Genomic DNA, 21351 nt, shown 5'->3' with positions numbered 1-21351 from the left:
TTCTGTCGTTGATTGATTGTGTTTGTACACTACTTGATATTGTTGTTAAGGCTCGTACATGCGATGGTGAGTACATAAACATTAAAATCATTGAGTACAAAATACTAAAATGACCATCAGCGACACAAAGCTAGGTTCTATCTATGGTAAACCATATTCCGGTCCATCTGAATTACTGATTCTGGCTTTGACTCTGGCCCAAATTCCGTACAGTGCTAAATCAGAGATCTTCGTCTTTCCGGAGACTCCGGATAAATTCAGCCGGAGCCATGCCATTTAATGATGAATGCGTTCTCTCATGATTGTATTCCCTGCGCCAGTTGTCGAGTTTTTCCTGCGCATCTTCCAGTGACAGGAACCAGTGAATATTCAGGCATTCATCCCGCAGACTGCCGTTAAATGATTCAGTAAACGGGTTATCTGTCGGCTTTCCGGGGCGCGAGAAGTCCATCGTCACACCATGCTCATACGCCCATTTGTCCAGGGTTTTCGAGATAAATTCGCTGCCGTTATCCGTCTGAATACGTACCGGCAGGCGCTTATCCAGCACCCGCAGCGCTTCCATTACGCGGACCACATCCTCACCCTTCAGTGATTTTCCGACATGGATTGCCAGACATTCCCGACTAAAATTATCCATTACAGCCAGCGCCCGCAAACGCCGTCCGTTAAACAGACTATCCGACACGAAATCCATACTCCAGCACTGATCGATATGCGTCAGGTCCGGGCGCTGTTGGCGGCGTACTGCACTGACATGCCTGCGGGGGCGCTTTCTGTGCAGATTCAGCCCTTCCAGGCAATAAATCCGGTGTGTTTTCTTGTGATTAACCCGCCAGCCTTCCCGCCGCAACTGGATATGGATACGCGGGCAACCGTAGCGTATTCGTGTTTCCGCGATCTCCCTGATGCGCAGGGTTATCGCACGATCATCACGCCGGCTCTGCCAGTGGTAGACAGTTCTGCGCTGCATCAGCAACCCGCATCCCCGGCGGACACTGATACGATAGGCCTCCCGCAGGAAATGCACCGCCTGGCGCTTCTGAGCCGGCCTCAGAGCTTTTGCTTCAGTACCTCCTGCAGCATCTCCCTGTCCAGACTCAGATCAGCCACCAGTTTCTTCAGCCGCTGATTTTCATCCTCCAGCTGCCGCAAACGACGCAGTTCCGTCACGCCCAGACCGGCAAATTTCTTCTTCCAGTTGTAAAACGTGGCCTCAGAAATGCCCATCTTTCTGCAGACTTCCCCGACACGAGTGCCGGTTTCGGCCTTTTTCAGCACAAACGCTATCTGTTCTTTGGTATAACAGGTCTTTTTCATGATGGATGGGCCTCTCTGTGAGATGAAAGAAAGGCCGGATACTTCCGCTTAGCCAGGCACTGTTTTCAGGGCGGAGATCAGAGATACTTTATAAGGTTAGGTGAAAAAACAGGGGGATTCCTCTATTCTATTTTATTTAAGACTGTGTTAATAAGATAACTTTTGCCACAAATATAGGATTCTATAATGCTATCTTGCCTGTCCTTACTATCTGTATGCTTTAGGTTATAAGATGATATATCTATGGGGTTAAATCTATTAGTGTCGCGGTCATAAAGCACGTTTGTTTCTGTAGTGTCAACGAAGAGAATGTTATTTCGCTCCAGTCGATCAAACATATCATATATAGCTTGTTCTGCGTGAGGGGGTAAGTTTTCAGCATAAATTACGGGTTCCCCTTGTATTCTTGTCATTTTGATACCTGATATATCATTATTGCTATATATGATTTCTGCGCTACCTTTTCCATAGTATGTGTTAAAGCATTCAACTTCATGCACTACCTCTTCGTGGAGTTGAGGTATAGTGAACATTTTTAAAACTTTTGTCTCATCGTCTTTATCAGCATATACAATAGCATCTCCTCCTTTCCCAACGATTTCTCCTTTATGTAAAGTGGCATTATAATCTACTTGCGGTATAGGTGGCATTTCATCCTGACCAGGTGTTTTATCCAGGATGGTTTTGTTCTTTACCGGGTTGATTTCAAGTCGAGGAGTATTCATTACGAGTTCGATTTTTCTGGTAACTTCGCCCTTCGGCCAGCCGGGTCTATACAAAAAATTCATAAGACAATTGTCACCTGATTCTTGTGACACATGAAAATGATTATTTAATTCAACAACACTATATGTTCTGTTACCTACAGCGACTTGAGCACCTTCAGTTGAGTGACTGACTGCACTCTGTATTGATGAAAGAGTATTCGCATCAGGCGAAGTCAGATCTCTCTTTCCTTCAGAAACCGTCAGCCTGTTATTGGCTGATATAGAGACTCCACCGGAGAGCAGATCTGCACTTGTCACTCTGTAATTGTAATCATATGATTGATTTGCAATATGTTTACGCATGAATGCTGTAGTCATTTTTGAGGCAACTTCTTCTGAGATATTTTTTTTACATGTATTATTTGTATCTGTAATATTTTTAACAGTAATCAATGTCTTGTTTAAGGTATTTTTATCTTTCGGATGAAAGAATTCTTTTATTTTTTGTGGTAACGCGAACTCAATCGGTGAGTCCTTTCCTATTTTAAATTTTTCATTTAAAAATATAGGTGTGTTTTTAACGCTGATTATTTCTGAGGAGAACCAGTTTTTCGTACGTTCACGGATAGTTTCAACTGATTTTTTAACCTGGGTAGGAATAGTGGAAATATTAATTCCGCTTGACGATATGTTCATTAAAATCTCTTATCAACATCTGTTATGGAAAAACGGTATGGCTTTTTAACGTCTTAAAAGTAAGTTTCACAGGTCGGTATTGCAATGGTGATCACAATTCACCATGTTATCTGGCATGTTTCTTTCAGAAAGTGTCCATTCTGTCATCATGTTATTGAAATAACCCACCGTGTGGTGGGGGCTGACGTATCTGCGGAAGAATACAGGTATAAGGGAGCGGGTCGGGTACCGAAGCCCATGGGTGCGCTAAAGTGAACCCGCTTCGATGCCCAACCAGCGCCAGGCCAATCCGCTGGCACCTGAACGAAACATGGGTATATCACTGAAAATACTCTGCTCCGGGCGTTCTATCCCTGCATTCATATAGTCGATAGCTTTTTGACGCTCTTCTATGAGTGCAACCGCTCGTGTCATTGAGATATACATAAACTGGTCAGGAAACGCTTGCAACGGTCAGTTTGGTATACAGGCCATAAGGTGGACAGATAGACCTCGTTCGTGAGAAGTGAATAGTTTACTTCAAAACTAGTGAGCCCGGGTAAGCTGCTTACGTTAGATTCAGTGTTTTTCATGTGGCGCTCCTGTTCTGGTTGTTTGTACAGTGTTATTGAAATGTAGGCTATCAGTCTCATGGCAAATTTAGGGGGGGGGAGTACATAATTAAATACATTTTTATACATTGATTTTATTAAATTTTAATTAATTCAGTGGGTTGCGATTTTGTTTTCGTAATCGTGAAATAAAAAGGTAGGTTGCTGCTTGTTGTCAGTGATGAGGTGATGATATCCGGTATCAATTTTAGCGCTGTAGTAAGAGTACCAAAAATCGCTATGCTAATCAGCACACCATGTAGACGCCTGTGAAAAACACCGACAGCAAAATGCACACCAGGAAAATTACTGGAATTAATCGTCTTTTTTAAAATGCTATGACTCGTTATTGGAGTTATATCATCCTTATAATTAACAGTGAGTTCTATGATAACGGTTGTGATTATTTAGTGACATTCAGTGTGTATGTTCGGAAAATACAAAACAGTTATAAAACAAAAATTTCTATTACTATGCTGCAGTTATTTTAACAACTATTTCGAATTGTGAGTAAAGCCGGAATTTCATAATACAAATTAAATATAATCTTCAGCTATATCTAATAACAGGAGGTTATATGAGCATTAGTCGTCGTTCTTTTTTACAGGGGATAGGCATAGGCTGCTCTGCCTGCGCTCTGGGCGCTTTTCCACCCGGGGCGCTGGCACGCAATCCGGTTAGCGGCATTCACGGTAAAACTACGCTAACGCCAAGTTTGTGCGAAATGTGTTCCTTTCGTTGCCCTATTCAGGCACAGGTAGTCAATAACAAGACCGTTTTTATCCAGGGTAATCCTGCTGCGCCGCAGCAAGGAACACGCGTATGTGCCAGAGGGGGGAGTGGCGTCAGTCTGGTCAATGACCCGCAGCGAATTATAAAACCTATGAAACGCACCGGGCCGCGCGGCGGCGGTGAATGGCAAGTGATTAGCTGGCAACAGGCTTACCAGGAAATTGCGGAGAAAATGAGCGCCATCAAAACACAGCATGGCCCGGAGGCTGTAGTTTTCTCTTCCAAATCGGGCTCGCTCTCCAGCCATCTTTTCCATCTGGCGACGGCCTTTGGTTCGCCTAATACTTTTACTCATGCTTCAACATGTCCTGCCGGTAAGGCCATTGCGGCAAAAGTAATGATGGGCGGCGATCTGGCGATGGATATCGCCAACACGCGTTATCTGGTTTCGTTTGGCCACAATTTGTATGAAGGCATTGAAGTGGCGGATACCCATGAATTGATGACTGCGCAGGAGAAGGGGGCCAAAATGGTCAGCTTCGATCCGCGTCTGTCGATATTTTCCAGCAAGGCGGATGAGTGGCACGCTATTCGTCCCGGCGGTGATTTAGCGGTTCTGTTGGCGATGTGCCACGTCATGATCGATGAACAGCTCTACGATGCCTCTTTTGTTGAGCGTTATACCAGTGGATTTGAACAGTTAGCACAGGCGGTAAAAGAGACGACGCCGGAATGGGCCGCCGCGCAGGCCGATGTCCCAGCCGACGTCATTGCGCGGGTGACACGTGAACTGGCCGCCTGCGCGCCCCATGCTATTGTTAGCCCCGGTCATCGCGCGACGTTCTCTCAGGAAGAGATCGATATGCGGCGTATGATTTTTACGCTTAATGTGCTGCTCGGTAATATTGAGCGCGAAGGCGGGCTATATCAGAAAAAAGGCGCGTCGGTTTACAACAAACTGGCCGGAGAAAAGGTCGCGCCAACGCTGGCGAAACTTAACGTTAAAAATATGCCGAAACCAACGGCGCAACGAATCGATCTGGTCGCACCGCAGTTTAAATATATCGCCGCTGGCGGCGGCGTGGTGCAAAGCATTATTGACGCGGCGTTAACCCAGAATCCTTACCCGATAAAGGCGTGGATTATGTCGCGGCATAATCCCTTCCAGACCGTCACCTGTCGTTCGGACCTGGTAAAAACCGTTGAGCAACTGGATCTGGTGGTCAGCTGCGATGTCTATTTGAGCGAGAGCGCGGCGTATGCCGACTATCTGTTGCCGGAATGCACCTATCTCGAACGGGACGAAGAGGTATCGGATATGTCGGGACTGCACCCGGCTTACGCTCTGCGCCAACAGGTCGTAGAGCCGATTGGCGAGGCGCGTCCGAGTTGGCAAATCTGGAAAGAACTTGGCGAGCAGTTGGGATTAGGGCAGTACTATCCGTGGCAGGATATGCAGACGCGCCAACTCTATCAGTTGAACGGCGACCATGCCTTAGCGAAGGAACTGCGACAGAAAGGGTATCTCGAATGGGGTGTCCCGCTGCTATTACGCGAACCGGAATCCGTTCGCCAGTTTACGGCGCGTTATCCCGGCGCCACCGCGACGGACAGCGATAACACTTATGGCGAACAGCTTCGCTTCAAGTCACCCTCTGGCAAAATCGAACTCTATTCCGCAACCCTGGAGGAATTGCTCCCAGGCTACGGCGTTCCGCGCGTTCGTCACTTTGCGCTTAAAAAAGAGAACGAGCTTTACTTCATTCAGGGCAAGGTGGCTGTGCATACCAATGGCGCGACGCAGTACGTACCTTTACTCAGCGAGCTAATGTGGGATAACGCGGTCTGGGTCCATCCGCAAACGGCGCAAGAAAAAGGCATTAAGACCGGCGATGAGATCTGGCTGGAAAATGCTACGGGTAAAGAGAAAGGTAAGGCGCTGGTGACGCCCGGTATCCGCCCGGACACGCTTTTTGTCTATATGGGATTTGGCGCTAAAGCTGGGGCCAAAACGGCGGCGACGACGCACGGTATCCACTGCGGAAATTTACTGCCGCACGTGACGAGCCCGGTATCCGGTACGGTAGTGCATACCGCAGGCGTGACGCTGAGCCGGGCATGAGGGAGGAGGGAACCATGAATCATTTAACGAACCAGTACGTCATGTTGCATGATGAAAAGCGTTGTATCGGCTGCCAGGCGTGTACCGTTGCCTGCAAAGTGCTTAATAACGTGCCAGAGGGATTTAGCCGCGTACAGGTACAAATTCGCGCCCCTGAACAGGCATCCAACGCACTAACCCATTTTCAATTTGTCCGCGTCTCTTGTCAGCACTGTGAAAATGCGCCATGTGTCAGCGTTTGTCCTACCGGGGCGTCATATCGTGATGAAAACGGGATCGTGCAGGTCGATAAATCGCGCTGTATTGGCTGCGATTATTGTGTTGCCGCGTGTCCTTTCCATGTGCGCTATCTGAATCCGCAAACCGGCGTCGCCGACAAGTGCAACTTCTGTGCTGATACCCGGCTGGCGGCGGGCCAGTCTCCGGCGTGTGTATCCGTTTGCCCTACGGACGCGTTGACATTCGGCAGACTGGATGAGAGCGAGATCCAGCGCTGGGTCGGTCAGAAAGAGGTCTATCGCCACCAGGAGGCGCGTAGCGGCGCAGTTAGTTTGTACCGTCGTAAAGAAGTCCATCAGGAGGGGAAAGCATGAATACTATCTGGGGAGCGGAACTACACTATGCGCCGGATTATTGGCCGCTATGGTTAATTTATGCCGGAATCGTGGTGCTGCTTATGCTTGTCGGGCTGGTTATCCATGCGTTATTGCGCCGGATGCTGGCGCCAAAAACGGCGGGCGGCGAAGAGCATCGCGACTATCTCTACTCACTGGCGATTCGTCGCTGGCACTGGGGAAATGCGTTACTGTTTATTTTATTGCTATTAAGCGGGTTATTTGGCCACTTTTCGTTCGGCCCCGTAGCGCTCATGGTGCAGGTACATACCTGGTGTGGTTTTGCTTTACTGGCCTTCTGGGTTGGGTTTGTGCTGATCAATCTCACCACAGGTAACGGGCGCCACTATCGGGTAAATTTTTCCGGGCTGGTGACGCGCTGCATACGCCAGACACGTTTTTACCTTTTTGGCATCATGAAGGGGGAAGGGCATCCCTATACGGCGACAGAGCAGAATAAGTTCAATCCACTGCAACAGCTGGCATATCTGGCAATTATGTATGCACTGGTGCCGCTGCTAATGATCACTGGTTTACTGTGTCTCTACCCGCAGGTAGCAGGTTCGGGGCCGGTGATGCTGGTACTGCATATGGTACTGGCGATGATCGGATTACTGTTTATTTGTGCGCATCTTTACTTGTGTACCCTGGGCGACACGCCGGGGCAAATCTTCCGTAGCATGGTTGACGGCTACCATCGTCATCGTAGTTCGCCGCGTAAGGATAAGTCTGTCGTTTGACGGTGTTCACTATCTGAAATCAGCAAGAAAATGTGCCTTGTGTCACATTTTCTTGCAATTTATCCATGTTTGTTTAACTGAACTTCCGTAAAAAGAACGGCAAATTAGACAATCCTGAGGACATGCTGTTGAAACGCCGTTTGTTTATTGCCGCTTCTTTATTCGCAATGCACCTTTCTCCTGCGCTTGCGGCTGATACCGTAAGTTTTGCTCCCCAACCGCCAGCCATTGATGCAGGCGCCTGGGTGTTGATGGATTATACTACGGGACAGGTTCTTACCGCCGGTAATGAACACCAGCAACGCAATCCCGCCAGCCTGACAAAACTCATGACGGGTTACGTCGTCGATCGCGCTATCGATAGCCATCGTATCAGTCCTGACGATATCGTCACCGTCGGGCGTGACGCCTGGGCAAAGGATAATCCGGTTTTTGTCGGCTCCTCGCTGATGTTTTTAAAAGAAGGCGACCACGTGTCGGTGCGCGACTTAAGCCGTGGCTTAATTGTGGATTCCGGTAACGATGCTTGTGTAGCGCTGGCGGATTATATCGCGGGCGGGCAGCCGCAGTTTGTGGCGATGATGAACAGCTATGTGAAAAAACTTAATTTACAGGATACCCATTTTGAAACTGTCCACGGGTTGGATGCGCCGGGACAACATAGTTCTGCATATGATCTGGCCGTACTCTCCCGGGCGATCATTCACGGCGAACCTGAGTTTTATCACATGTACAGCGAGAAAAGCCTGACCTGGAACGGCATCACGCAGCAGAACCGTAACGGTTTACTGTGGGATAAGACAATGCATATTGATGGGCTTAAAACCGGGCATACGTCCGGGGCGGGATTCAACCTCATTGCGTCGGCGGTGGACGGACAACGTCGACTTATCGCAGTGGTTATGGGGGCGAAAAGCTCAAAAGGACGTGAAGAACAGGCGCGAAAACTGTTGCAGTGGGGCCAGCAAAATTTTGCGACAGTACAGATTCTGCACCGCGGCAAAAAAGTGGGCAGCGAGCGAATCTGGTATGGCGACAAAGAAAACATTGCGCTGGGTACAGAACAGGATTTCTGGATGGCATTGCCTAAAACTGAAATTCCGAATATCAAAGCAAAATATGTGCTTGATAAAAAAGATCTGGAAGCGCCAATTGCCGCTCATCAGCGGGTAGGGGAAATAGAGCTTTATGATCGGGATAAACTGATCGCCCAGTGGCCGCTGGTCACGCTGGAAGCGATTGGTAAAGGCAGCATGTTCTCTCGTCTGAGCGACTATTTTCACCATAAAGCGTAAGCCGTTGTAACATGCCGTTCACCGTCCCTGAGGCGTCAAAAGGGTGGGAGTGCGAGGTCGCTCACAAAATGTTCACTCTGTCCTTGTGACCGCAAAAGGCTGTAATTATACTGTACATACATACAGTAAAATAACGGAGGCAGCATGGATTACGAAATCAGGCAGGAACAAAAACGCAAGATAGCCGGTTTCCACATGGTCGGTCCATGGGAACACACCGTGAAGCAGGGTTTTGAACAACTGATGACGTGGGTGGATCGACAGCGGATCGTGCCAGTTGAATGGATTGCCGTCTATTACGACAATCCAGATGTCGTACCTGCGGAAAAACTCCGCTGCGATACCGTTGTGTCTGTGGCAGAGAATTTCATACTGCCGGACAATAGCGAAGGCGTAATCGTGACCGCCATCGAAGGCGGCGAATATGCTACTGCTGTCGCGCGAGTGGAAGATCGGGACTTTGCGAAGCCGTGGGAACGGTTTTTTGACGTCCTGGAGCAGGATAGCGCTTATCAGATAGCTTCTGCGCCCTGTTTTGAAATCTATCTGAATAACGGCATGGAAGATGGATACTGGGATATTGAAATGTATATTCCGGTACAGCGGAAGTGAGCGACTGGTTTTCCACCTGAAAAGAGCGGACGGATAATGTGTTCCGTCCGCCAGTGCGCTATTTTTGCTATAAAGCAGGTACAATGCATTTTTTGCCATTCCCGTAAGGAGTGCAAGCGTGCGTGCCGATAAGTCATTAAGCCCTTTTGAAATACGGTTGTACCGTCACTATCGCATCGTGCATGGCATACGTATCGCCCTGGCGTTCATTCTTACCTTTCTGTTGGTTCGTCTGTTTTCTATTCCTGAAGGTACATGGCCGCTGATCACGTTAGTGGTGATTATGGGGCCCATCTCGTTCTGGGGGAATGTGGTTCCCCGCGCCTTTGAACGCATAGGCGGAACGATTCTGGGGGCCGCTTTAGGGCTGGTGGCGTTACGTCTGGAGCTATTTTCCTTACCGCTGATGCTGCTGTGGTGTGCGGTGGCGATGTTTTTGTGCGGGTGGCTGGCCCTGGGGAAAAAACCGTATCAGGCGCTACTGATAGGCATAACGCTTGCTGTTGTTGTTGGGGCTCCTGCCGGCGATATGGATACGGCATTATGGCGTGGCGGCGATGTGATTTTGGGATCGCTACTGGCGATGTTATTTACAGGCATCTGGCCGCAGCGCGCCTTTTTGCACTGGCGTATTCAACTGGCGCATTGTGTCACAGCGTACAATCGTGTTTACCAGGCTGCGCTGTCGCCAAATTTGCTGGAGCGTCCTCGTCTGGATAAGCATTTGCAACGGTTGCTGAACGATGTGGTCAAAATGCGCGGGCTGATAACGCCAGCCAGTAAGGAAACCCGGATACAAAAATCAATTTTCGAGGCTATTCAGACCATTAACCGCAATCTGGTCTGTATGCTTGAATTACAAATCAATGCCCACTGGGCGACGCGCGCCAGCCATTTTGTCATGCTTAACGCGCATACATTGCGCGAAACCCAGCATATGACACAGCAAACCTTATTGATGATTGCCCATGCGTTATATGAAGGCAATCCGCAGCCGGTGCTGGCAAATACCGGTAAACTGAATGACATTGTTGCTGAGTTGCGGCAATTAATGCATGAGCAGCAGAATGACGCGGTGGCTGAAACACCTATCCACGGCTATGTTTGGCTTAGTATGGAAACCGCGCGACAGCTGGAGCTGCTTTCGCATTTGATCTGCCGGGCTTTGCGCAAATAAAAAGCAGACAGGATGAATGAATTTGTTGCTGCTTCGATTCAGCAGCGATTAAGAGTATGATACAAATAAAGGATAAAATGGGTGTTACAGGCAACGGTTTATCCCCGAACGCTCAGGTCCTCACAGGCGGCGATACAATGGCGCTTCTCCTGTCGGCTTGAAGTATGACGGGGATAAACGTAATGTTTATCCACTAGCGGTTGCTTAACGAATCCGAATCTCACATTATCAGGGGTGTAAAAATGGAAACAACCAAGCCTTCTTTCCAGGACGTGCTGGAGTTTGTTCGTCTGTTCCGTCGCAAAAATAAACTGCAGCGTGAAATTCAGGACATTGAGAAGAAGATCCGTGACAACCAGAAGCGTGTACTGCTGCTGGACAACCTGAGCGACTATATCAAGCCAGGTATGAGCGTTGAGGCGATTCAGGGCATCATCGCCAGCATGAAAAGCGACTATGAAGATCGTGTTGATGATTACATTATCAAAAACGCCGAAATCTCTAAAGAACGTCGTGACATTTCCAAAAAGTTGAAAGCGATGGGCGAAATGAAGCACGCTGAAGCAAAAGCCGAATAATGCACTATGGCAGTGAGAGCTTGCAACGGGCTCTCACTGCATCTTAACCTCGTCGGCCATCATCTTGAGTCAATGTTGTTTTATCCAGTGTACGGCCAGTCTCTTCTCCGCCAGTTTCCTTTGCAGTCGTGCGACGTCATAACGTCCCCGGTCCAGCATCACCACCACGTTACCACTATGCGCTACATTCAACCCGTATGGTTGGGATGGCGGGTGTGATGCTGGGCGCGGCACGGTGTGGTTTACCAGTATTGTTGGGTGGCTTTCTTTCCTATTCAGCGGCGCTGGCGATACCCATCGTTGAAGCTGCCTGCGTGATATTCCACAACATGGGAGAGCTGGCGAGCAGTAATATTGTCCTGCCGGATATGCAAGCAAACGCAATATAGCCCCGGAGCATAAAATCAGCAATGTGAGAAAAAAGCTATACTTACCGCACACCTGCCGTGACAGAGGAAGGGATATAATGCGTCGTGTAATACTTTTTTTTCCATTTTTCGTATTGCTGATAAGCCAAACGGTGTTCGCTGTAAGCTATCCGTTGCCGCCAGAGGGTAGCCGTCTGGTTGGACATCCTGCCACAATCGCTATACCACAGAACAATACTCAGCCCTTAGAAGCATTTGCCGCCCGGTATGGACAAGGGCTGAGCAATATGCTTGAAGCCAATCCCGGCGTCGATGTGTTTTTACCTGCTTCGGGGTCTACGCTGGTCGTGCCCCGGCAGTTAATCCTGCCTGATACCGTTCGGGAAGGTATTGTGGTAAACGTCGCCGAGATGCGCCTTTATTATTATCCTGAAGGTACGAATACGGTCGAGGTGTTGCCCATTGGTATTGGTCAGGCTGGCCGTGAAACGCCGCGTAACTGGGTGACTGCAGTTGAACGAAAACAAGATGGCCCGGTTTGGGTGCCAACGGCCAATACGCGTCGGGAATATGCGAAAGAGGGAAAAACTCTGCCTGCTATGGTGCCAGCGGGGCCGGATAATCCGATGGGATTGTACGCGTTATATATTGGCCGGTTATATGCTATTCATGGCACTAATGCTAACTTTGGCATTGGTCTTCGCGTCAGTCAGGGCTGTATCCGTTTGCGTAATGACGATATTAAATATTTATTTGACAATGTTCCTGTCGGAACACGTGTGCAGATTATTGATCGACCCGTTAAATTTTCAAAGGAGCCGGACGGCAGTCGTTGGCTGGAGGTACACGAACCGCTATCGCGCAACCGTGCTGAATTTGAATCAGATAAAAAAGTACCATTACCCGTTACGCCAGTGTTACGCGCGTTTATCACAGGAGATAGCGTTGATGCCTCCCGGGTTGACGAGGTGCTGGAGCGGCGTTCAGGAATGCCAGTTAATGTCAGCCTGACATCAGGGTAATGATGAAAGCAAAAAGCCTGCCCGAAGGCAGGCTTTTCTGAATCTGGCTCCTCTGACTGGATGCGATATCTAATATATCTCTTTGAATTTTAATTGATTTATTTTTAAATGTTAAAATGAGGCCCTCAATAAGGCCCCAAATGATACACCTGATTAAAAATGCTATGTGCATCACACTTTAGGTTATTGTTCTGGCCGTAGATAGATATGGCAGTCGGCTTTGTGCCAGAGGACGTTGCATACTTTATGTTATGCCAATCAACGTTAAATATTCACAATGGAATGGTAAGGTTGTGGCTTGTTCTCCTTCAAAAGGATCATTGGTATGAGCAACCTAATAAGAAAAAAATATTCTGAATTAGGCGAAGCAAAGGCCCCTTATGTTCATTCAGTAAAGCATAGTAACACGCTCTATATTTCAGGTATGACGGCGTTTGGCACAGTGGCCCAACACCAGGGCATTGCTGAGTAGGCTGAAGAAATATTCAGCCAAATCAGAAAAATTGCCAGCGTAGAAGGTACAGATTTTTCGGCGCTAATCAAAATGACCATCTTCATCACCTCTTTTGAGGAGATCAATGAGCTACGCAAAGTACTGTATCGAAATTATGGTGATCATTTGCCAGCCAGTTCGCTCGTCGAAGTCAGCCGCCTCTTCTCACCTGACCTCTCAATAGAAATTGAGGCTATATTCGGCCTTTGATTCAATGCCCATTGTCGGATAGTGACAACTGTTCAATTCTAATGTGATTTTATCAAGCCAGAGTTAAGTGTCCGCGCCTCGCCCGCAATAGACCTCACGACTCCTCAATAGATCCGCTTCGTGCTCAGGCTGTGTGAAAACGTTAGTGATCGCAGAAACAGCCAAGAACCGAGCCGAAAAATGCGCTCCTACGTAAAATTTGACGCTGGTTGAGCAGTCGATCGATTCCAGATTTTGCATAGCCTCACGCACTTCAGTTTTTGGTTAGGGTTTTCGCACAGCCTGTGCTATCAGCGGACATTTCAAATAGCGAATTACCAAACTGCACCGCACCACAGGTTATCGCTTCCCGGTTGAGCCGCGAGGCATGTCCGGTCGCGTGGGTCAGTTCATGCAGCAGGGTACTGTAATAGTGCGCCTGACTGTCGAACTGTTCCGGATGCGGCAGCACGACAATATCCCGCGAAGGATAGTAATATGCCCGCTGCTGGCGGCGGTGGATAACCGGCACCCCGGAGTATCGCCTGATCGCTTCTGCTGTCTCCTGTGGCGCATCAATCTGGGCTATCGGCTCAAAAAGGCGGCAGGCAGACCCTCACAGAGTGCCACGTTAAACAACCGGAACTCCCGTACGAGCGCAAAATGGCGAACCTGCGGGTTGCCATCTTTACCCGCTACGGGCGCACCGTTGCTGTCCAGCACCTCTTTTTCCTGTGGTAGATACAGTACTGCCAGCGAGGATTTCTCACCCTTGCGGACATTGCCGCCCACTTAGAATGAAGTTTTTTATGTAAACAAAAACGATTCAGGGGCGGAGTTCTCCGTACTTATAAGAGGCCGTCACGCCACCATCAATCAGAATATCGCTGCCGCTGATGTACGTTCCCGCTGGCCCGAACAGAAATTCGGCTAACGCGCCAATCTCATCCGGCGTTCCGCCGCGCCCGGCAGGTGACTTTTCAAGCATGTTTCGGTAAAAATCGCCACGTTCAGTGCTGGTCAGTTCATCGTAGGCCAGAGGGGTGAAAACAATCCCCGCGCTGATACAGTTGATGCGAGCCCCGCGTTTCCCCCATTTCACGGCCTCGGCCATCACCCGCAGCGCATTCCCGCGTTTAGAGATTTGATAGGCGTACAGGCTGTCATCAATTTCTTTAACCAGCGGCAGTTCCAGCAATGTCTCCGGTGACAGGGTTGCCAGCGCATCAGCCTGTGCCTGTGAAAGCGCATCAATATTCAGGCGGTGGCTGGACTGAGAGCCAATCACCACGGCGGAGCCACCCGGTGCAATGACTTTCCCGAACTCTTCAAATACCACCGCAGTGCCATACAAATCCACGCGCAGAATATCCTGTGCTTTGGCCTGTGAAGGGGATAAGCCTGCCGTGTTGATTACCCCTTTAATTTCGCCATACTGGGTCGCTATTTCGACTAAATCCTGTATGGATTTTCGGCAAGCGACATCGACAATTGCGGTACTGACCGTGAAACCTGCGCGGGTCAGGGTGTTTTCAGCTTGCTGGGTATTTTCGGATTTGATATCTGCCAGCAAAATATGCTTACCCACGCCGACTCTTCGCGCAATCGCCTGGGCAATGGCCCCACTGCCAATAACAACAATGACTTCTTTCATGCAAAATACCTCAATCTCATGGGCGAATGTGCGCCGTGCTTTTTCGTCAGCGCACATCTTTGCGGTTTAGTGTTATAACGCCAGTTTAAGAATGGTGGTCAGCGTTTCCTGAGTATAGGTCTCCGCCAGGCCAAACCAGCGGGTATTTCCTTTCAGGTTCTCCAGTATGGCTGGCATATCGGCCTCTGTAATGCCTAACTGTGACAGACGGGTCGGTGTGCCAATTTTATCGAACCACGTTTCAAGCGCGGCAATGCCTTCTTCTGCGGTTTCTTTACCAAACAGCGTCCGGGTAAAGCGCGCAAACTGTGCCGGGTTTTGGCTGTGATACCACTTCATCCACGCAGGCATGACCACCGATAATCCCGCCCCGTGCGGGACGTTAAACAGCGCGGAAAGTGAGTGTTCAATCATGTGGTTAGGGTAGCTAAAGCCCGAGGTACCGGCATAAGTCAGCCCATTTAGCGCCAGCGTGGACGCCCAGGCAAATTCGGCGCGGGCGTTGTAATCGCCCGGATCTTTTAACAACAGTTCTGTTGTTTCCAGTACCGTGGCAATCACTGATTCAACCAGACGCGACTGAATTTTTGGTTGTACCGCTGCGGTGAAATAGCCTTCAATCGAATGGGCGATAATGTCGGCGGCGGAATAGACCAGATAATCACGGGAAACGGTCTGCATCAGCGCCGGATTGACGACAGAGACTTTCGGAAATGTATGTACAGAGTGAAGAGCAAACTTCTCCCGGGTGACATCATTGGTGATGACGGCGCCGCTGTTCATTTCGCTGCCGGTTGCCGCAAGCGTCATAATCGAAAACACCGGTAACGCTGCATGGATCTGCCCTTTACCAATAAACAGATCCCAGACATCCCCCTCATACAGGGTACCTGCTGCAATGGATTTGGCGCTATCAAGCACCGAGCCGCCGCCCACGCTCAACACCGCATCAACCTGATGTTCCCGCGCCGCCTGAATACCTTCCCGGACTTTAGAGAGTAACGGGTTACTGACAATGCCGCCAAACTCAACATAGCGGATCCCATGCTGCGTCAGGCTCTGGCTAATCGTCACAAACAAGCCATCGTGTTTGATGCGCTCGCTGCCATAAGCCAGCAGGACATTTTTGACGTTATGTTCAGCCAGAATCTGGCCAATAAGCTTTTCTTTGTCTGAGCCGAACTCAATACGGGTCGGATTATAAAAACTGAAGTTATCCATCTCACTGCCTCTCTGAAATTAAGTCCCGATATTTGCGAAGTGCCACTACTATAAGAAAATGATTTACAACCAACTAGACGGTAACTGGATGAATCAGTTACAACTAAATGATGTAAATAAGTGGAAGCGACCATGATTAATGAATTGCACTCTATGACGACGTTTGTCCGTACGGTTGAGCTGGGAAGCCTGAGCAAAGCCGCAGATGCTCAGCAGATATCACCCCAGGCGGCGAGCAAAGCCTTAAAACAACTGGAAACGCATCTGGGGGTGAGGTTGTTCCACCGTACCACGCGAAATATGTCATTAACGGAGGAGGGACAACGTTTCTTTGAAGCGGCAAAACCTGCATTAATGGGACTGCAACAGGCGCTGGCGACGGTACAACAGACGCGCGAGGAGTTTGCCGGACCGTTACGTATCGTCGGTCCGCGTTCAGTAGTTCAGCAGGTTATTAAGCCCGTGCTGATTGAATACAGCCGACTCTACCCGGAAGTTCAGCCCGATGTGCAACTTGATGACGGGATAACTAACTGGGTTGAGAAGCGAGTGGATGTCGGTTTTCGTATCAGCGTTTCGCCGCAGGAAGGGCTGATTGCCCGTCGCTTGTTCCCCCTACAGTTGATCATTTGTGCTTCACCAGCCTATTTGCGTAAATATGGCGTACCGAAAACGCTGCACGATCTCAGCGCCCACCGGTGTAGCGTGTTTCGCCATGCCGCAACCGGGCGCCTGATCCCCTGGACAGTGAAGTCCGGTGACAATGTGCAGGATCATCATGTTAACCCTGCTATGTCGACCAATGATGAGATGCTGGAGTTACATGCTGTATTGATGGGGGAGGTCATTGCGCAACTGGCTGGGCCGACGGCGGCGCAATATATTCGAACAGGTCAGCTTGTTCCGCTGTTACCTGAGACTATTACCGATATACACAGCTTATTTTTGTATTACGGAAGTCGTGTCGCACAACCGCTCAGGGTTCGCCGCTTCATCGACCTTGCGATTGAACGCTTAGCCAACAGGCAGGACGTTGCGTTATCTGCTGAAGATATCAGCCTGGCGCATATTCAGGGGACGTCAGGATACTCATAGCTATCCTGCCGTATTCGGCGGGATAACAAATCAATAAATATGTCACCACACTACTGCTTTCTGGTGCTGGCGCGAACTTGTAACGTTGAAGGTAATTCAATGGATTTATCCGTCGAATTGCCCGCCAGTAGATCAAGCAATGTTTGTCCTGCGAGGGTTCCCGTTTCACTCCAGGGGAATTCGACGGCAGTCAGCGCCGGTGAGCAAACGGCGGCAAGAGTCCCCCCACTCAGGCTTGCCAGTGCCAGAGAGTCGGGCACTTTTTGCCCCGCACCATGGCAGGCCATAATGCAACCGCAGGCGATTTCATCGGATGTGCAAATCAGCGCATCCAGCTCAGGCCAGGTGATACGAATATCGCCGAGCAGGTTTAGGCCGGTCGTAATGCCTGCCGGCAGGTGAGAGGTAACCACGCGATGCGGAGAGTGGTTAACGGAGAGCATAGCGCTGTTCCAACCGCTCAGTACCTGGCGAAACATAATGTTATTGGAAGCAGTGCAAAGCAGGCCGATATTTTTATATCCTGCCTGTACAAGCGATGTGACCAGTTTTTTGATGGCTGCAGCGTAGTCAACACCAATGCTGACCCAGCTTGCATCACGATTGATGGCACCGATCTCAACCACCGGCACGCCGGTGTTACTTATCATCTGCGAACAACTGCTGATGTTATCAATATTGAATTGAACAATCGCTGCCGGGTTGTATGCAAGCATCTGCGCAAAAGCTTTTTCTTCACTCTGTCCACCCTGGCCGGACTCGATAAACATCATGCTGTAGCCCTGGGTCGTGAGCACCGTCTGCAGTGTTTCGGAGACGGCAAGAAAGCCCGGGGAGGAAAATGAGGGAACCACGCCCATCACCAGGCTGGAGTCGGCAGAGGCAAGGTTGCGGGCCTGCAGATTTGGCACATAGCCCAGCTCGTTTACCGCTGCTTCAATACGTGTGCGCAATTCAGGATTCACTTTTTCAGGCATGCGTAACGCGCGTGACACTGTCATCGTGCTGACGCCGACCAGTTTTGCCACTTCAGCGAGCGTAATTTTACCGGTGTTTTTCCTGCGTTTTTCTCTCGCGCTATCGTCCGCTTCTAACGTCTGCACTGATGTCCTCCTTTCGCCTGACTGGGCAGCCATTGTAAATGATGTTTGGCATTTTGCGCATTGCCCAACTGCAAAGTAATGATAAGTATGGATAACAAAGTTAGCGGTAACAAGAATTTTAACATTGTTACTGTGTTAGCGCTAACTTTGAGATGCAGATCACGGTAAGCCGCGAAGACATTCCACTATAGTAGGCTCACTTTCAACGCTATCGGGGTATTTATGATTACAACCTGGTTAACTGCGAATAATATCCAGATTGTAGATTCAGTCAGTGACTGGAAACAGGCAATTACGTTATCGGCTCAACCCTTATTGGCGAAAGAGGCGATTACTGAAGATTATGTTCAGGCCATTTTTAACAGCCATGAAAAACTTGGCCCTTATTATGTTTTGGCGCCTGGTCTGGCGATGCCTCATGCTCGCCCGGAACAAGGGGCAATTAAAAATGGCTTATCGCTTTTACATATTAAGCAAGGCGTTTCTTTTGACGCGGAAGAAAATGACCCTATTTACGTTGTGATTATGCTGTGTGCGCTTTCAGGAGATGAGCACATCAATATGATTACAGCACTGGCGGACATTTTTAGTGATGATGAACGACTCTCAGCACTGCTGAAAGCATCATCATTAGAAACAATTCAAACCGTTATCAACGGATAGTGAGGTAGAAATGAAAAAGGTTCTGATTGTTTGCGGTAACGGTTTAGGCAGTAGCTTTATCGTTGAAATGAATGTAAAAAAAATTATTAAAGAGCTGAGTAAAGAAGCTGAGGTTTCCCATACCGACTTAACTTCGGCAAAAAGCGAAACTGCCGATATTATTCTTAGCGCCAGGGATATTGCTGAGCATTTATCCGGCCATTCTGCACAGGTTTTTGGTTTATCTAATTTGTTGGACAACAATAAAATCAAAGAAATTCTTTCCGAGAATCTCTGATTAATTATTTGCGGCCTTACGGAGTCATTCTATGCTGCAGTTTATTATTCATGATGTGTTGGGCACACCAGCAATACTGGTCGGTCTGTTTTCCCTGATTGGCTTATTATTGCAGAAAAAAGCAGTTTCCGATGTTATTTCCGGAACCTTCAAAACCATAATGGGTTTTGTGATATTAACATCCGGGGCGGCGATTATCGCCACGACGTTAACAACGTTTAGCCAGCTTTTTGAACACTCATTCCATATTCAGGGAGTCGTACCCAATACTGACGCTATGGCGGCGCTGGCGCAGAAAAACTACGGTACCGCGACGGCAATGATCATGGTGCTGGGGATGTTGTTTAACATTGTCCTTGCCCGTATTACGCCGCTGAAGTACATCTTCCTGACGGGGCACCACACGCTGTATATGTCGGCGATGCTGGCTGTCATCCTCTCTGTCGGCGGTCTGTCGCCGTTCTGGGTCGTACTGGTAGGAGCGGTGATCCTCGGCATCATGATGGTGGTCTCTCCAGCCATTCTGCAGCCGTTTACCCGCAAAATTACAGGCACTGATGACCTGGCGCTGGGCCACTTTGGTTCAACTGGCTATCTGCTGTCAGCGCTGGTGGGGAAAGCGATCGGTAAAGGCAGCCCGTCGATTGAAGAGCTGAAGGTGCCGAAATCGCTGAACTTCCTGCGTGACTCCTCGGTCGCCATCTCGCTGACGATGATGATTCTGTTCCTGATTCTGGTACTGGTCGCAGGCAAAGAGTTTGTTGAGGGCAGCATCAGTGGTGGTCAGAACTTTATCATTTTCGCCATTATCCAGTCGCTGACCTTCGCGGCGGGCGTGTGGATCATCCTTGCCGGTGTGCGCATGATTATTGCCGAAATTGTTCCGGCCTTTAAAGGTATCGCCGACAAGCTGGTGAAAGATGCTAAACCGGCGCTCGACTGCCCAACAGTCTTTCCATTCGCTCCGAACGCGGTGATCGTCGGCTTCCTGTCAAGTTTTGCCGCAGGTCTGGTGAGTATGTTCCTGTGCCCGCTGTTTGGCTTAAGCGTCATCGTTCCTGGCCTGGTGCCGCACTTCTTCTGCGGCGCGACGGCGGGCGTTTACGGCAACATCTGCGGCGGTCGACGCGGTGCGGTGGTGGGGGCATTCGCTCACGGCCTGCTGATTTCATTTTTGCCTGCGATTTTGCTGCCACTGATGGGCGACCTTGGCTTTGCATCCACTACCTTTGGCGATGCGGACTTCGGCGTAGTTGGCATCATTCTTGGGCATGTCGTGACACTGTTTAACTAATTAATTCATTTGGAGGTGAGGTATGGCGGCTAAATTTTCGCCCTCGTTAATGTGCATGGATTTAACACAGTTCAGAGAGCAAATTACGGCAATGAACGGTCGGGCTGATTTTTATCACGTCGATATTATGGATGGCAGCTATGTGAAGAACATTACGCTGTCACCGTTCTTTATCGAAAACCTGAAAAAAATCACCGATGTGCCGATCGATGTGCATCTGATGGTGAATCACCCGGAAGATATTATTCCAATGTGCATTGATGCAGGGGCCGATATTATCAGCTTCCATCCGGAGACGGCGAATAACAAAATCTTCCGTCTGCTGAACCAGATTAAAGATGCGGGTCGTCGCTGCGGCGTGGTGTTGAACCCTGCCACTCCGGCTGATGCTATTAAGGAGTACGCGCACCTGCTGGATAAAGTGACCGTCATGTCGGTTGACCCGGGCTACGCAGGCCAGAAGTTTATCCCGGAATCACTCAACAAAATCAAACAACTGATTGCGATGCGCGAAGCGCATGGTTACCACTATCTGACCGAGATCGACGGCTCCTGCAACGAGAAAACCTTCAATGTTATCTCCCGGTCGGGCGTTGACGTCTTTATTGTGGGAACCTCGGGCCTGTTCTCCCTGGCGGATAATGTCAGCGATGCATGGGATAAAATGATCAATATCTACCAGCGCGAAATCGCTGCCTAAAATTGCAGCGCGCTCAGCCGTATTGAGCCATTGCGCAGTGCAAAGAGTCTATTTAACCGGTCTGTCTCTTTGCCTTCGCACTTGATTTA

The 21351-nt window shown here is 49.3% G+C and carries 20 protein-coding genes and 3 pseudogenes; 15 read left to right on the top strand and 8 right to left on the bottom strand.

What is annotated here, in order from left to right; genetic code table 11:
- Positions 1–220: 220 nt before the first annotated feature.
- The 3 genes and pseudogenes from SBG_RS09750 to SBG_RS23400 all read right to left on the bottom strand — a co-directional run.
- Positions 221–1320, bottom strand: a protein-coding gene (locus SBG_RS09750) for an IS3 family transposase (RefSeq protein WP_088736672.1) whose coding sequence is annotated in 2 segments (ribosomal slippage) — positions 221–1059 and positions 1059–1320 — 1101 coding nt in all. Because the reading frame shifts where the segments join, the coding sequence is not laid out codon by codon here.
- A gap of 122 nt (positions 1321–1442) precedes the next feature.
- Positions 1443–2108, bottom strand: coding sequence for an OspG family effector kinase (locus SBG_RS09740; protein WP_086935873.1), 666 nt, complete (start codon positions 2106–2108; stop codon positions 1443–1445).
- A gap of 162 nt (positions 2109–2270) precedes the next feature.
- A pseudogene (locus SBG_RS23400) lies at positions 2271–2723 on the bottom strand (E3 ubiquitin--protein ligase); the annotation flags it as partial.
- Between the two features lie 1167 nt (positions 2724–3890).
- On the opposite strand from SBG_RS23400, the gene phsA reads away from it, so the two are divergent.
- The 10 genes and pseudogenes from phsA (at position 3891) to SBG_RS09695 (ending at position 13276) form a co-directional block, all read left to right on the top strand.
- On the top strand, positions 3891–6167 hold the full coding sequence (gene phsA / locus SBG_RS09735) for a thiosulfate reductase PhsA (RefSeq protein WP_000028210.1): 2277 nt from the start codon (positions 3891–3893) through the stop codon (positions 6165–6167).
- A gap of 14 nt (positions 6168–6181) precedes the next feature.
- The gene (gene phsB, locus SBG_RS09730; protein ID WP_001016243.1) at positions 6182–6760 is read left to right on the top strand and encodes a thiosulfate reductase electron transport protein PhsB; all 579 of its coding nucleotides are present in this window, start codon (positions 6182–6184) and stop codon (positions 6758–6760) included.
- Positions 6757–7521 (top strand): thiosulfate reductase cytochrome B subunit, encoded by a 765-nt coding sequence (gene phsC / locus SBG_RS09725; protein WP_001092543.1) that lies wholly within the window; start codon positions 6757–6759, stop codon positions 7519–7521. Before phsB ends, phsC begins: the two co-directional genes overlap by 4 nt.
- Positions 7522–7643: 122 nt before the next feature.
- Complete coding sequence (gene dacD / locus SBG_RS09720) at positions 7644–8816, top strand: serine-type D-Ala-D-Ala carboxypeptidase DacD (protein WP_000925055.1); 1173 nt, start codon at positions 7644–7646, stop codon at positions 8814–8816.
- A gap of 144 nt (positions 8817–8960) precedes the next feature.
- Positions 8961–9428: a DNA gyrase inhibitor SbmC gene (gene sbmC / locus SBG_RS09715; RefSeq protein ID WP_000384325.1), complete on the top strand. Its 468-nt coding sequence runs from the start codon at positions 8961–8963 to the stop codon at positions 9426–9428.
- 118 nt (positions 9429–9546) lie between these two features.
- Positions 9547–10605: an FUSC family protein gene (locus SBG_RS09710; RefSeq protein WP_001200852.1), complete on the top strand. Its 1059-nt coding sequence runs from the start codon at positions 9547–9549 to the stop codon at positions 10603–10605.
- A 242-nt stretch (positions 10606–10847) separates the two neighbouring features.
- Positions 10848–11183, top strand: a complete 336-nt coding sequence (locus tag SBG_RS09705; protein WP_000450406.1) for a DUF496 family protein — start codon at positions 10848–10850, stop codon at positions 11181–11183.
- Between the two features lie 197 nt (positions 11184–11380).
- Positions 11381–11572: pseudogene (locus SBG_RS21735) on the top strand (nicotinate-nucleotide--dimethylbenzimidazole phosphoribosyltransferase); the annotation flags it as partial.
- A gap of 77 nt (positions 11573–11649) precedes the next feature.
- A complete protein-coding gene (gene ldtA, locus SBG_RS09700; RefSeq protein WP_001255206.1) occupies positions 11650–12573 on the top strand; it encodes a L,D-transpeptidase in 924 nt (307 codons plus the stop codon).
- Positions 12574–12898: 325 nt separating this feature from the next.
- Positions 12899–13276: pseudogene (locus tag SBG_RS09695) on the top strand (RidA family protein).
- A 253-nt stretch (positions 13277–13529) separates the two neighbouring features.
- Here SBG_RS09695 and SBG_RS23155 read toward each other — a convergent pair.
- The 4 genes from SBG_RS23155 to SBG_RS09680 all read right to left on the bottom strand — a co-directional run bounded on the left by SBG_RS23155 (position 13530) and on the right by SBG_RS09680 (position 16130).
- A complete protein-coding gene (locus tag SBG_RS23155) occupies positions 13530–13787 on the bottom strand; it encodes a zincin-like metallopeptidase domain-containing protein (RefSeq protein WP_052308277.1) in 258 nt (85 codons plus the stop codon).
- Positions 13788–13840: 53 nt separating this feature from the next.
- The gene (locus SBG_RS23150; protein ID WP_141024959.1) at positions 13841–14047 is read right to left on the bottom strand and encodes an ArdC family protein; all 207 of its coding nucleotides are present in this window, start codon (positions 14045–14047) and stop codon (positions 13841–13843) included.
- Between the two features lie 34 nt (positions 14048–14081).
- Positions 14082–14909, bottom strand: coding sequence for an SDR family oxidoreductase (locus SBG_RS09685; RefSeq protein WP_000665845.1), 828 nt, complete (start codon positions 14907–14909; stop codon positions 14082–14084).
- A gap of 72 nt (positions 14910–14981) precedes the next feature.
- Positions 14982–16130 (bottom strand): iron-containing alcohol dehydrogenase, encoded by a 1149-nt coding sequence (locus SBG_RS09680; RefSeq protein ID WP_000368575.1) that lies wholly within the window; start codon positions 16128–16130, stop codon positions 14982–14984.
- 132 nt (positions 16131–16262) lie between these two features.
- On the opposite strand from SBG_RS09680, the gene SBG_RS09675 reads away from it, so the two are divergent.
- Positions 16263–17225, top strand: a complete 963-nt coding sequence (locus SBG_RS09675) for a LysR family transcriptional regulator (RefSeq protein WP_000606635.1) — start codon at positions 16263–16265, stop codon at positions 17223–17225.
- A gap of 50 nt (positions 17226–17275) precedes the next feature.
- On the opposite strand, the gene SBG_RS09670 is transcribed toward SBG_RS09675, so the two are convergent.
- Positions 17276–18328, bottom strand: coding sequence for a LacI family DNA-binding transcriptional regulator (locus SBG_RS09670; protein WP_001193836.1), 1053 nt, complete (start codon positions 18326–18328; stop codon positions 17276–17278).
- Between the two features lie 222 nt (positions 18329–18550).
- On the opposite strand from SBG_RS09670, the gene SBG_RS09665 reads away from it, so the two are divergent.
- The 4 genes from SBG_RS09665 to alsE are packed head-to-tail and all read left to right on the top strand — an operon-like array spanning position 18551 to position 21262.
- Positions 18551–18991 (top strand): PTS sugar transporter subunit IIA, encoded by a 441-nt coding sequence (locus SBG_RS09665; protein WP_000633656.1) that lies wholly within the window; start codon positions 18551–18553, stop codon positions 18989–18991.
- Positions 18992–19001: 10 nt separating this feature from the next.
- On the top strand, positions 19002–19268 hold the full coding sequence (locus tag SBG_RS09660) for a PTS sugar transporter subunit IIB (RefSeq protein WP_000756747.1): 267 nt from the start codon (positions 19002–19004) through the stop codon (positions 19266–19268).
- 31 nt (positions 19269–19299) lie between these two features.
- The gene (locus tag SBG_RS09655; protein ID WP_000938832.1) at positions 19300–20562 is read left to right on the top strand and encodes a PTS ascorbate transporter subunit IIC; all 1263 of its coding nucleotides are present in this window, start codon (positions 19300–19302) and stop codon (positions 20560–20562) included.
- Between the two features lie 22 nt (positions 20563–20584).
- On the top strand, positions 20585–21262 hold the full coding sequence (gene alsE / locus SBG_RS09650) for a D-allulose 6-phosphate 3-epimerase (RefSeq protein WP_000729143.1): 678 nt from the start codon (positions 20585–20587) through the stop codon (positions 21260–21262).
- Positions 21263–21351 lie beyond the last annotated feature (89 nt).

This window comes from Salmonella bongori NCTC 12419 (assembly GCF_000252995.1).
GTDB lineage: Bacteria > Pseudomonadota > Gammaproteobacteria > Enterobacterales > Enterobacteriaceae > Salmonella > Salmonella bongori.
This window is presented reverse-complemented; position numbering and strand designations above follow the sequence as displayed.